The following is a 12,062-nucleotide window of genomic DNA, read 5'->3' as shown; positions in this document are numbered from 1 at the left end:
GACAAGCGGAACAAGAGACATGGTTTTTTTAGTTCAATCAGCGATCACGGATAACAAGGGAGGAAGACAATGTCATACGTTATTACAGATGAGTGTGTTGCTTGTGGTGTTTGTGTGGATGAGTGTCCTGTTGGGGCTATAACAGAGCATGAAGACAAGTACATTATTGACCCCGAACTGTGTACGGAGTGTGGTTCCTGTGTCGACGCCTGTCCTACGGGAGCTCCGAAGCTTCCGGGTGAATAAGACTGACTCATCCGTGCTGGTGCTTCGCGCAAATTAGTTAGGTGCTGGGTGTATGTACCACCTATGTACTCGCGAAGATACTATGCCAACGGCTGAGTGTTTCAGCTTGATCCGGGAGACCTCCATCCGAAATATGCATTTAGGTTTGTGCCTTTGCTATGTTGTTATGCCTCTTGTTCCGCATAACAACTCATAAGTGCCCGTAAGGTACGTTTGGGCTTGGCGTTTGAGTCCCATGCGGGAGTTGTTTCAGGTCCTATAACGCGTTTCGTGCTTGGTCCAGAACCTACCTAAAGTAATGGAGAAAACTCATAACGTCGTGAATATTTACCACCTGGAATCTAATTGTGTCAGAGTGTGGCACGAAAGTTGCATTAAGCGTACCGTAGCAAGTGCTATGTAGGGGTGGGCCGAGTGCAGGTAGTTATTGTTTACAAGAATGACTGCCGGGCTACTTTGCTGGCAAGGGACTTACATGCCCGGCTGTCCTGCACCAAAGGGGTTGATGTCACCGTTCTCACAAGCCAAGACCTGCCAAACTACAATTACGGGGCGGAAGTAGTCTTTGTGCTCGGAGGAGATGGGACCGTACTGAGGGCTGCTCGGCATTTCAGCCGGCTGGGCGCTCCCATACTGGGTGTTAATTTGGGGAAAATCGGGTTTCTGAGCAGTGTGGAACCGGAAGAAGTCATGGCTTCCCTGGACAAAATTCTAAGGCAGGAGTATGTCCTGGAAGAAAGGCTCATGCTGCAAGCCGTGGTTATTAAAAACAAAAAAGCACTATTAAGGGCGGTAGCCCTCAACGACGTGGTTATCAGGTCTGCTACGCCGCATATCGTTACTCTAAACTTGCAGCTCAATGGTAAGACTCTCGTTAGTTACCGAGGCGACGGAGTTATTTGTGCAACTCCTACGGGGTCTACTGGGTATTCGTTGTCGGCAGGGGGGCCTATCTTAAGTACATCCGTGGCAGCGATTGTAATTACACCTATTAGCCCCCAGTTTGGCAGTGCTAGGTCCCTCGTGGTCGGCGCCGATTCGCGCCTCGAGTTTGTAGTTGACTCTGACCGGAAGATTACCCTGTCCATCGACGGAGAAGAAACCATATTTCTTGCTAGCAACGACAAGATTCTGGTTGAGCGAGCCAGTGAGGTGGCCCGCTTTATCCAACTCAAACCGGTGGTTGGCCAGCTTACAAAACTATGGCAGCGTATGGGTAGTGTAGAAGAAACCCTCCGGTTAGTGTCTCATAATCAAACACCATGAACCGTGTTCCATATGTCTCGGAACGGTACACGGGCGTGAAGGTTAGAAGGATTCCGACCGACAGGACTAAAACACAAGAGCAATCAAAGTACGCGTAGAAGGAGAAATATGCTCGATTCCTTTACGTTTCTGGAGGGCAAAGGAGGTGTTACTGTTATACGGATATGGTTGATAACTCCTTGTTTCATTTCACCATTACATGTGACGAATGGAGGGTTGTAAGATGTACGCAATAGTGTTCAGGGAGGAACTGGCACCAAAGATCAAGCTATTTAAAATCGAGGCGCCGGAAGTCGCACGTAAGGCCCGGCCCGGCCAGTTCATTATACTACGGATTGACGAGGAAGGAGAAAGAATACCTCTTACCATTGCCGATTACGACACCAATGCCGGCACGATCACCCTCATATTCCAGGAAGTGGGCAAGACTACCGAATTGCTGGGTGAACTTCGGGAAGGCGACAGCATCCTTGATTTCGTAGGTCCCTTAGGGTGCCCGTCCGAGATAGAAAACTTTGGCACGGTGGTATGTGTAGGGGGTGGAGTGGGAGTAGCCCCGGTATACCCCATCGCCCGGGCCCTGAAAGAAGCCGGGAACCGGGTGGTATCCATAATCGGTGCGCGTACCCGGGACATGCTTATTTGGGAAAACGAGATGCGGCAGATAAGTTCCGAACTGTACGTGGCCACAGATGATGGGACCGCTGGCCGTAAAGGATTTGTAACCGATGTGCTGGTTGACGTGCTGGCCCGGAAAAAAGTGGACAAGGTAGTGGCTATCGGCCCGGTCGTCATGATGCAGGCTGTATGCCGTGTTACCCCGGAAACGGTCCCGGTAACGGTAAGCCTTAACCCGATAATGGTAGACGGGACCGGTATGTGCGGGGCATGCAGGGTTGAAGTAGGGGATGCCACCAGGTTCGCTTGCGTGGACGGACCCGAATTCGACGGCCACCAGGTGAATTGGGAATTGGTACTGCAGCGTTCAAGGATGTTTGTTGAAGAGGAACGATTAGCGATGCAGAGTTTTCACCGTAAAGGGGGATGCAAATGTCAGAAGTAAGAAGAAAGATTATTCCTACCAAGCACCCTATGCCCCACCAGGATGCGAAAGAACGCTGCCACAACTTCAATGAGGTGGCACTGGGGTATGACGAAGACACTGCAGTAGCAGAAGCCCAGCGTTGTATCCAGTGTAAGAACAGTCCTTGTATGGAAGGCTGCCCGGTAGAAATCAATATTCCGGCCTTCATAAAAAAGATAACTGAGCGGGATTTCGCGGGGGCCATAAGCATCATTAAGGAGAAAAACAATCTGCCCGCCATTTGTGGAAGAGTGTGCCCTCAAGAAAACCAGTGCGAGAAAAAATGCACTGTTGGCAAGAAGCACGAACCGGTAGCCATCGGAAGATTGGAACGATTTGTGGCTGATTGGGAGATGGCGCACGGAAGCCGGTCTGTGAAGAAGGCAAAATCCAATGGCAAGAAGGTAGCTATAGTGGGATCAGGACCATCAGGACTTACGGCAGCGGCAGATCTCGCCCTTATGGGTTACAAGGTAACTGTTTTTGAAGCCTTGCATATGCCGGGAGGTGTACTTGTCTACGGGATTCCCGAGTTTCGGTTGCCCAAATCCATAGTAGCCCGGGAGATAGCCAGTATCGTCGAGCTGGGCGTGGAAATCAAAACCAACTATGTGGTAGGTAAACTGGGTACCATAGACGAGCTCTTGCAGGAAGGATATGATGCTGTGTACATTGGAACGGGTGCGGGTTTGCCATCCTTCATGAACATTCCAGGAGAAAACCTAAATGGAGTCTATTCGGCGAACGAATTCTTGACCCGCAACAATCTGATGAAAGCCTACAGATTCCCTGAATACCTAACTCCCATAAGAGTAGGAAAACGAGTAGCGGTTATTGGGGGAGGAAATGTAGCAATGGATGCAGCCCGTACAGCTCTTCGTTTGGGGGCGGAATCATATATTGTCTACCGTCGTTCCTTCGAAGAAATGCCTGCTCGCCGTGAAGAAATCGAACACGCCCGCGAGGAAGGAGTGCACTTTGAGATTCTCACAAGTCCTGTAGAAATTAAAGGAAATGAAGAGGGAAGGGTAACATCCATGGTATGTCAGAGATATGAACTGGGAGAGCCGGACGAGTCGGGACGGAGAAGCCCCATACCAATAAAGGGTTCGGAATACGAGATGCAAGTAGACACAGTAATAATGGCTATCGGGCAGGGACCCAATCCCTTGATACAGCAAACAACCCCAAACCTGAAAACAAATAAGAGGGGGAATATAGTAGTTGATGAGACCACGGGGCAGACTTCCATTCCAGGGGTTTTTGCAGGCGGGGACATAGTCACCGGGGCAGCTACTGTTATTTTAGCGATGGGGGCAGGGAAAAGAGCTGCTAGAGCTATACACGAGTACATTCAGAGCAAAGGATAAGGAAAAGAGGCAGACTGGTGAATTCATCGAGTGGGGAGGATGGTGAGTTGAGTCCGCATGACTGTCTATACAGGGCCAGAGTTTAAATGATATTGGCCCAAAGCCCCAGAGCGGACGTGGCTCTGGTAGCTCATTACGATTCTCCCCCTTTTATCGTCATTATTGTTGATGCAGTGGTTTTTACAAAAATGGCCAATTGAGGAATTTTACCAACGAGAAAGAGTTCTTAAAGTCTTTCCTAATCATGAGTCAGTTTTAGGGCTGTCAAAGCTTTGTTCCTTGGGATAGGCATCAAAGTGGCCCAATGCCTCGTGTGGAAGAACGACCAACTGAACATGTATTGCGAAAGCAAGTTTGCCTAATTTAGCAAAGGTAACCGCTTCAATGATGCATAAGTAGCTGATGTAGGAGGGAGTTTAACCTGATCGGGTTCTCCCCGTTTTTATTGCATAATGCATATAGTTGGTGTATACAGCTTGCAATTGCCGGGACCTTAAATTAAGATACTTAATATATGAAAACCCGCGATATATCGAGTATCTGTGAATTAATTAACAAGTACTAGCTATCATGCTCTATTTGGGGCTGAATACATTTATGGAAGGGAGAGAAGGAGATGGAGAGGGTCTTGGTGGCTCCCAATCCCGCCAAAAAGGAATTTATCCGGCGTATCGAGCGGGAGAGCGGTACCGAGGTCAGTCTCTGCTACCAGTGCGGCAAGTGCGCGGCCGGTTGCCCTGTGGCTTTTGCTATGGACTATACGCCCCGGCAAGTTATAAGACTCTTGCAGCTTGAGTTGGTAGATGAGGCGCTGAAGGCCGAAAGCATATGGATATGCGCGACCTGTGAAACTTGTACTGCCCGGTGCCCGCGCGGGGTGGATATAGCATCTCTGATGGACGCTATGCGCCGGGAGGCATTAGCTCAAGGGTTTGTCACCGACAAGAAGGTAGCATCTTTTAACCAGGCATTCCTGAATCTGGTTGAGAAGTACGGAAGAGTGCACGAGGTAGAGCTGACGCTGCAATTCAACCTGAAGACCGGTCAGCTTTTCAAGGACATGGATTTAGGTCTACCCATGTTTACGCGGGGTAAGGTACACCTCCTGCCGGCTGCGGTAAAAGGAAGGCAGGAAGTGAAGAACATATTTGAACGGGTAAGGCAGATGGGGGGTGACCGGAGTTGAAGCTGGCTTACTATCCCGGATGCTCCTTGGATGCCAGTGCCATCGAGTACAACCTTTCTACCCAGAAGACGGCATCGGTTTTGGGGGTGGAATTGGAGGAGATCCCGGGCTGGGGCTGCTGCGGTGCGACTTCGGCCCACAGCACTAACAAACTGTTATCGGTTGCTCTTCCCGCCCGGAATCTTGCCATAGCGGAAAAAGAAGGACTGGATGTTTTGGCCCCTTGCGCCGCCTGTTACAGCCGGTCCCGCGCTACCGAACACCTGGTGCGCGAGGACGCGGAGCTGGCCGAGAGGGTTCGGGAGGCCATAGGCATGCCTTACACTGCCAGCAACCGTACCTTATCGATATTAGAAGTGCTGGTGCAGACGGTAGGGCTGGAGGCCATTGCTGCCAAGGTGACTAATCCCTTAAAAGGGATGAAACCGGCCTGTTACTATGGCTGCCTCTTGGTAAGACCGGTCGAATACACGGGGTTTGATGACCCGGAGTACCCCCAGTCCATGGACAATATAATGAAGGTTTTGGGAGCGAACCCGGTCAAGTGGTCGTACCAGACGGAGTGCTGCGGGGCTTCGCTCGTTACCATGAGACCGGATGTAGGCCTCAAGATGACCTACGCGATACTTAAGAACGCCCTTGAGCAGGGGGCAGACAGCATAGTGACCGCCTGCCCGCTCTGCCACATGAACCTGGACATGCGCCAAAGCCAGGTAGAGAAAACGTTTGGGGTCAAGTTTAACCTGCCCGTTTATTACATCACCGAACTGGTGGCGGTTGCTTGCGGTGTATCTCCCAAAGAAGTCGGTATCGACCGCCACTTCGTGGAGGCCTTTTATCACATAACTCATCTACCGCAGGAGATGGAGGAACCGCCTGCCGAGCCAGAAGGAAAGAAGGCTCAGAAGATTTCCGAAAAAATCGCCGAAGCTACACAACAGGGACAGCTAGAGAAGAAATCGACCGAGGAACCGGCACCCGAGTCAGGAGAGAAAACGCAGCCCGTGGAGCTCAACAAAGGCGCGGTGAAGCTCGCCGAGCGGCTTTTCCCGGATGACCAGGAGAAGGTCGAGCAAGCAGCTCGTTTGTTCAGTAAGGACCCGGAGAAGATGAAGAAAGTAGCCCAGATGATGGCCCAGGATAGAGAAAAGGCAGTCAAGGTCGCAGAAGCGTTTTTAAAGAAAGAGGCTAAGAGCGGGGCTGAGGAGGTGACCAAAGAGTGAAAAGAGTAGGTGTATTCGTATGTGACTGCGGAACCAATATCGCGGGGGTTATCGACACGGAACGGGTGGCCAAAGAAGCCCTTACCATGCCCGGAGTGGTTTTCGCGACCAACTACAAGTACATGTGTTCTGACCCGGGACAGGACCTCATCAAGAAGTCGATTAAGGAACACCGGCTCGAACAGGTAGTCGTGGCTTCGTGTTCACCCCGCATGCATGAAAACACTTTCCGCAAGGCCATAGCCGACGGGGGCCTGAACCCTTACCTCTTCGAAATGGTGAACATCCGCGAGCAGGACTCATGGGTTCATTCTGATAAAGGCCAGGCGACTAAGAAGGCCATCGACCTCATCCGAATGGCTGTTTTCAAAGTCTTGAAGAACAAGCCCCTCACCTCCGGAACCATTCCCATCACCAAGCGGGCTCTGGTTATCGGCGGGGGTATTGCCGGGATGCAGTCGGCCTTGGATATCGCCGATGCCGGATACGAGGTTATACTGGTGGAGCGGGAGGCCACCATCGGGGGAAGGATGGTCCAGCTGGACAAGACCTTCCCGACCTTAGACTGCTCGGCCTGAATAAGCACACCCAAGATGGTTGCTGTGGCGCAGCACCCTAACATTAAGATGTATACCTACTCCGAAGTGGAGGCTGTCAACGGATATATCGGCAACTTCACGGTAACGATTCGCCGCAAGGCGAAATACGTGGATTGGGACAAATGCAACGGCTGCGGGACCTGCGAGACCAAGTGCCCGAGCAGGAACTTGAAGAGCGAGTTCGACCTCGGCTTGGGGACCAGGACCGCAATTTACAAGGCTTTTCCTCAAGCCGTGCCCAACAAACCGGTTATCGATGCGGCTGACTGCCGGAAGTTCAAGACCGGCAAGTGCGGCGTGTGCGACAAGCTTTGCCCTACCGGAGCGATAAACTTCGAGGACAAAGATGAAATAGTTACGGAGAATGTTGGAGCTATTGTTATGGCTACCGGGTTTGATCTATTCGATTGGACCCAGACTTACGGCGAATACGGCTACGGACAGTACCCGGACGTCATCACCGGTCTCCATTTCGAGCGCCTGGTCAACGCTTCCGGTCCTACCGGAGGCAAGATCAAGCGGCCTTCGGACGGTAAAATACCGGAAAGCGTGGCTTTTATCAAGTGTGTGGGTTCAAGGGACGACACCAAAGGCAAGACCTACTGTTCCCGGGCCTGCTGCATGTACACGGCCAAACACGCCATGCAGGTCCTGGAAAAGATACCGGGGGCTGAAGCCTACGTGTTCTACATGGATGTCCGTACTGCTGGCAAGAGCTACGAGGAGTTCTACCAGCGTTCGCTCAAAGCCGGGGCCAAATACATCCGCGGCCGGGTCAGCAAGATCTACCCGCGCGGGGACCGCCTGGTGTTAAAGAGCGAGGATACCCTTTTGGGAAGGCCAATCGAGGTAGAAGTGGACATGGTGGTTTTGGCTACAGCCATGGTACCGGCCCACGGGGCTGAGGAGATGGCCAAATTGGTGGGCTTTTCTACCGACAAAGACGGTTTCTTCCAGGAAGCCCATCCCAAACTCCAGCCGGTGGAAACCTTCACCGGAGGGGTATACCTGGCCGGAGCCTGTCAGGGACCCAAAGATATACCGGACACCGTGGCCCAGGCCAGCGCGGCAGCGGTCAAGGTCTGCGGGCTGTTCTCCAAGAGTGAACTGGCCACGCAGCCCATGGTTTCGGAAGTGGATGCTTCCAAATGCTCCGGTTGCGAGTTGTGTGTACCGATCTGCCCGTACAAAGCTATCAGCATGAAGGCCGTTCAGGAACGGAGTCACGGTCATGTGATAGAGCGGAAAGTGGCTTCGGTCAACGAGGGTTTGTGTCAGGGCTGCGGAGCCTGTGTCGGGGCCTGCCGGTCCGGAGCTCTTAATCTGAAGGGCTTCACCGATGAACAAATAGTGGCGGAGGTGGATGCACTGTGTCTATAGATAACGGGAGCGGCTGGGAACCGAAGATTATCGCCTTTGCCTGCAACTGGTGTTCTTACGCCGGAGCGGACCTGGCAGGTCTTAACCGGTTGCAGTACCCGGCCGATGTGCGTGTAATCAGGGTTCCCTGTTCGGGCCGCATCGATCCCCAGTTTGTAATGCGGGCTTTCAACCAGGGAGCGGATGGGGTGCTGGTTTCTGGGTGACACCCCGGAGACTGCCACTATGGTAGTGGCAATTATTACGCCAGAAGGCGCCATACCCTAATGAAGAACTTCCTCGAATACCTGGGGTTTGAGCCCGAACGTTACCACACTGCCTGGATATCGGGGTCGGAAGGACAGAAGTTCGCAGACGTGATAACCAAAGTGGTCGGCGATGTACGAAAAGTCGGACCCGCCAGAAAGTTGAGGGATGCCAAATGAAAGAACTTACGAGCCAGGTACGTGAGGTAGCGAAACGGCTTTTAGAAAGCCAGAAGGTAGACTTGATATTGGGCTGGGAAAAAGGAGCCCAGCCGTTCCGTAGTAGCCTCGCAGTGATACGTAGTCCCCAAGAGGCAGACAGGCTAGTGTTCGACGAATTCTGTATCAACAACTTGAGCACCTATCTTCTGGATTACCGCGACGGACATGAAAGAATAGGGATATTTGTCAAGGGCTGCGACTCCCGCGGCGTGGTGCGGTTAGTGGAGGACAACCAGTTTGCCAAAGAAAGGCTTTATATCATAGGTATTCCCTGTCCCGGCATGAAGGATCCGGTAGCTGCGGCCTGGGCCGATTCGGGCCTGGCCGGAAAACCGGACGGCGAAAGCCTTGCCGCCAAGTGCCGCCAGTGCGTTCACCCGAACCCGGTGATATTCGACGAGCTTTTGGGCAGCGAGCAGGCGCCTCACCTGGAAGGGGAGAGGTTCGCGGACGTAAAAAGGATAGAAGCCATGACCTCCGCCGAGCGATACGAATTCTTTGCTGAGATGTTTTCTCGGTGCATCCGCTGTTACGCCTGCCGGCAGATCTGTGTGGCCTGCAACTGCCGGAAATGCATCTTCGACGAGACCCGACCCCAGTGGGTGGGCCGGGAGGTTAACCTAGCTGATAACTGGATGTACCATGTGGTAAGGGCCATGCACGTTGCCGGGCGCTGCGTAGAGTGCGGCGAGTGCGAGCGGGCCTGCCCGGTAGGTATACCCCTGATGCTTCTGAACCGCAAGCTGATCAAGGATGTCAACGAGTTATTCGGGCCTTATGAAGCCAGCTTGAAGCTGGAAGAAGGAGCCAAGCCTCCTTTGAGCGTGTACCGGCCTGATGACCCGGATAACTTCCTATAAAGAGAGGTGATACCGATGAAAGTACTGCCGAAAAACAAGGTAGAAGCTCTACTTGACCGGCTTGCGGAAAAAGGCGAGGTCTATGTACCCATGAATCAGGGTGTCACCAGCGAATTTGGCTTGTGGTCACCGGATACCAAGGGACAGCTTGACCTCCACAGCTTGAACACCCTGTTATCTCCTAAGGCGGTGGTTTTGCCCCAAACGGAAAGGATGTACACTTTTGTGGCTGCCGGCCCGGAGGCAGAAGTAACCGGGGTTTGCGAGCAGTCCGCAAACCGCTTTCTTTTCGGGATCCGCGCCTGTGACAGCAAGGCCCTGGCAGCTTTGGACCTGGTTTTCCTGACCAGGGGCTACGAAGACGGTTTCTACAAGGCCAGGCGGGAAGGGCTGGCCGTAATTGGCCGCGCCTGCACAAAGCCCGGACCTAACTGCTTCTGCCAGGCCATGGGCGTGAATCCGCTGGAGCCGGAGGCTGCGGACGTAATCATATATGATCTGTCAGACGGCGACTTCGGGTGGGAAGCTAGAACTGAAAAAGGAGAAGCCCTTACCCGCGAGCTCGGTGATATATTGACCGAGAAGAGTTTCGATAAACCTCAGTTGGGGGCTTTCTCTACGAGTATCAACACCGAGGGTCTTTCTGAAAAACTGGCGACCATGTTCGAACACCCGGTCTGGGGCGAACTGGCAAGTCCCTGCATGAACTGCGGTATCTGCACCTACCTGTGCCCCAGCTGTTACTGTTTTGATATCCAGGTCAAGACCAGGGGAAGCGAAGGTTACCGTTTCCGCTGCTGGGATTCCTGCATGTACCCCGAATACACCCAGATGGCCGGGGGACATAACCCGCGGGAGCGAAAGCAGGACCGGTTCCGCAACCGTTTCCTGCACAAGCTGGAGTTCTTCTTCGAACGTTACGGGACTTTCTTATGCACCGGATGCGGTCGCTGCATCGTTTTCTGTCCGCAGGGGATCAACATCGTTTCCATCATAAACCGCTTGCAGGAGGTGAACGCGGATGTCAGGTAACTGCTCGTGCGGTAATCCCCTGGTTCCCGGGATTGCCAAAGTGGTTGACATAATCGATGAAACTCCGGATGTTAAGACTTTCTACGTAACTACGGACAACGGCATCCCCTTCCCGGTAATGCCTGGCCAGCTGGCCATGGTCTCTCTGCTGCCGGTCGGGGAGGGTATGTTTTCCGTTTCCTGGCAGGCCGATGATCACCTGGAGTTTGCCATACGGCGGGTCGGGGTTCTGACCGATGCCCTGCACGAGATCGAGATCGGGCAGAAAATCGGGGTCAGAGGACCCTACGGCAACGGGTTCCCGGTTAAGGAATGCGAGGGCAAGAACATGCTGTTCATCGGAGGCGGCATAGGATTAGCCCCGCTCCGGTCTTTCATCAAATACTGCTTTAAGAACCGGGAAAAGTACGGAAAGATTCAGATTCTTTACGGGGCGCGCAGCGTGGCGGACCTCTGCTTTAAACGAGAACTGTTCGAAGAATGGCCGGCCCAGCCTGACACTCAGGTCTTTATCACCATCGACCGGCCTGAGCCGGGATGGGACGGCAAGGTAGCTTTCGTTCCTACCTACCTCGAGGAGTTAAATCCCAGCCCCGAAAACACCATCGCCGTGATCTGCGGGCCGCCTATAATGATAAAGCTGGTGTTAAAATCGATGGAAAAGATGGGGTTCAGCGACGAGCAGGTTATAACCACCTTGGAAATGCGGATGAAGTGCGGCATCGGTAAATGCGGGCGGTGCAACATCGGCTCCGAGTACATCTGCCTCGACGGGCCGGTTTTCAACCTGGCCCAGTTAAAGCAGCTGCCTCCCGAATGGTAGCCGATGTTCGCGGCTAAACGGCTAGCTGCCTTCACTTACAAAACCGAGAAACGGGTGTTTTCAGATCCCGATTCGCAGGTGGACTGCCGTAAATAGAAGTGTAAGGCCATTTGGATAAGCGAGGGGACTAGATTCCTTGATCAGGCCGTAATCAGGGAACCTGTCCCCTTGTTTTTTACCGGAAGACACTGCCTCCGTACAGCCAACCCAGATAGAAAATACCAACAATAACGATTACGTGGAAGATCCACCATCCGGTTCTAAGAAAATGGAAAGTGCCTAGGTCCATAGGGGCATCTGTTCTCATCTGGTCGTCAGCCACCCGTAAACCTCCTTTCACCTAATTCACCACTGTTTTCATATCTTACTTTTTCCCAAAAACAGAAAATTATTCGCGGCAGGCAAAGCACCTAGCGGCTAAGTTTATTAAGGACTCCATTAGAAGGTTTTGACACCTGCATAGTTTTCTGCTAAAAATACAATATATACTAGTAGTGCACAAGAATGTGCACAGGGTTGCGAAAAG

The 12,062-nt window shown here is 52.7% G+C and carries 12 protein-coding genes; 11 read left to right on the top strand and 1 reads right to left on the bottom strand.

The window, feature by feature from the left end; genetic code table 11:
• Positions 1-69 precede the first annotated feature (69 nt).
• The 11 genes from fdxA (at position 70) to HPY90_RS06250 (ending at position 11,536) form a co-directional block, all read left to right on the top strand.
• Positions 70-246, top strand: a complete 177-nt coding sequence (fdxA, locus tag HPY90_RS06300; RefSeq protein WP_013176228.1) for a 4Fe-4S ferredoxin — start codon at positions 70-72, stop codon at positions 244-246.
• Between the two features lie 414 nt (positions 247-660).
• Positions 661-1,512, top strand: a complete 852-nt coding sequence (locus tag HPY90_RS06295; RefSeq protein ID WP_287192496.1) for an NAD(+)/NADH kinase — start codon at positions 661-663, stop codon at positions 1,510-1,512.
• A gap of 223 nt (positions 1,513-1,735) precedes the next feature.
• Positions 1,736-2,575, top strand: a complete 840-nt coding sequence (locus tag HPY90_RS06290; protein ID WP_287192494.1) for a sulfide/dihydroorotate dehydrogenase-like FAD/NAD-binding protein — start codon at positions 1,736-1,738, stop codon at positions 2,573-2,575.
• On the top strand, positions 2,563-3,966 hold the full coding sequence (gltA, locus tag HPY90_RS06285) for an NADPH-dependent glutamate synthase (RefSeq protein ID WP_287192491.1): 1,404 nt from the start codon (positions 2,563-2,565) through the stop codon (positions 3,964-3,966). The genes HPY90_RS06290 and gltA overlap by 13 nt, the downstream gene beginning before the upstream one ends.
• Before the next feature lie 616 nt (positions 3,967-4,582).
• Positions 4,583-5,152 (top strand): 4Fe-4S dicluster domain-containing protein, encoded by a 570-nt coding sequence (locus HPY90_RS06280; protein WP_287192489.1) that lies wholly within the window; start codon positions 4,583-4,585, stop codon positions 5,150-5,152.
• Positions 5,149-6,375 carry a CoB--CoM heterodisulfide reductase iron-sulfur subunit B family protein gene (locus tag HPY90_RS06275; protein WP_287192486.1) on the top strand — a complete coding sequence of 409 codons (1,227 nt, stop codon included), beginning with the start codon at positions 5,149-5,151 and terminating at the stop codon, positions 6,373-6,375. Before HPY90_RS06280 ends, HPY90_RS06275 begins: the two co-directional genes overlap by 4 nt.
• Complete coding sequence (locus HPY90_RS06270; RefSeq protein ID WP_287192484.1) at positions 6,372-8,354, top strand: CoB--CoM heterodisulfide reductase iron-sulfur subunit A family protein; 1,983 nt, start codon at positions 6,372-6,374, stop codon at positions 8,352-8,354. Before HPY90_RS06275 ends, HPY90_RS06270 begins: the two co-directional genes overlap by 4 nt.
• Positions 8,345-8,779, top strand: coding sequence for a hydrogenase iron-sulfur subunit (locus tag HPY90_RS06265; protein WP_287192481.1), 435 nt, complete (start codon positions 8,345-8,347; stop codon positions 8,777-8,779). The genes HPY90_RS06270 and HPY90_RS06265 overlap by 10 nt, the downstream gene beginning before the upstream one ends.
• Complete coding sequence (locus HPY90_RS06260; protein WP_287192479.1) at positions 8,776-9,681, top strand: 4Fe-4S dicluster domain-containing protein; 906 nt, start codon at positions 8,776-8,778, stop codon at positions 9,679-9,681. Before HPY90_RS06265 ends, HPY90_RS06260 begins: the two co-directional genes overlap by 4 nt.
• 15 nt (positions 9,682-9,696) lie before the next feature.
• Positions 9,697-10,713, top strand: a complete 1,017-nt coding sequence (locus HPY90_RS06255) for a 4Fe-4S dicluster domain-containing protein (protein WP_287192476.1) — start codon at positions 9,697-9,699, stop codon at positions 10,711-10,713.
• On the top strand, positions 10,703-11,536 hold the full coding sequence (locus HPY90_RS06250; protein WP_287192473.1) for an FAD/NAD(P)-binding protein: 834 nt from the start codon (positions 10,703-10,705) through the stop codon (positions 11,534-11,536). The genes HPY90_RS06255 and HPY90_RS06250 overlap by 11 nt, the downstream gene beginning before the upstream one ends.
• 175 nt (positions 11,537-11,711) lie before the next feature.
• Here HPY90_RS06250 and HPY90_RS06245 read toward each other — a convergent pair whose 3' ends face one another.
• Complete coding sequence (locus HPY90_RS06245; protein ID WP_287192469.1) at positions 11,712-11,858, bottom strand: hypothetical protein; 147 nt, start codon at positions 11,856-11,858, stop codon at positions 11,712-11,714.
• Between the last annotated feature and the right edge of the window lie 204 nt (positions 11,859-12,062).

Origin of the sequence: Syntrophothermus sp. (assembly GCF_013314835.1) — a bacterium.
GTDB lineage: Bacteria > Bacillota > Syntrophomonadia > Syntrophomonadales > Syntrophothermaceae > Syntrophothermus > Syntrophothermus lipocalidus.
Note: the sequence above shows the minus strand (reverse complement) of the source record. Positions and strands in the feature narration are given on the sequence as shown.

What these genes read in the sequence shown, in the direction of transcription:
- HPY90_RS06290 (WP_287192494.1), top strand. Translation starts at nt 1,736, where the DNA reads ATGTACGCAATAGTGTTCAGGGAGGAACTGGCACCAAAGATCAAGCTA.
- HPY90_RS06280 (WP_287192489.1), top strand. Translation starts at nt 4,583, where the DNA reads ATGGAGAGGGTCTTGGTGGCTCCCAATCCCGCCAAAAAGGAATTTATC.
- HPY90_RS06255 (WP_287192476.1), top strand. Translation starts at nt 9,697, where the DNA reads ATGAAAGTACTGCCGAAAAACAAGGTAGAAGCTCTACTTGACCGGCTT.
- HPY90_RS06250 (WP_287192473.1), top strand. Translation starts at nt 10,703, where the DNA reads ATGTCAGGTAACTGCTCGTGCGGTAATCCCCTGGTTCCCGGGATTGCC.
- gltA (WP_287192491.1), top strand. Translation starts at nt 2,563, where the DNA reads ATGTCAGAAGTAAGAAGAAAGATTATTCCTACCAAGCACCCTATGCCC.
- fdxA (WP_013176228.1), top strand. Translation starts at nt 70, where the DNA reads ATGTCATACGTTATTACAGATGAGTGTGTTGCTTGTGGTGTTTGTGTG.
- HPY90_RS06260 (WP_287192479.1), top strand. Translation starts at nt 8,776, where the DNA reads ATGAAAGAACTTACGAGCCAGGTACGTGAGGTAGCGAAACGGCTTTTA.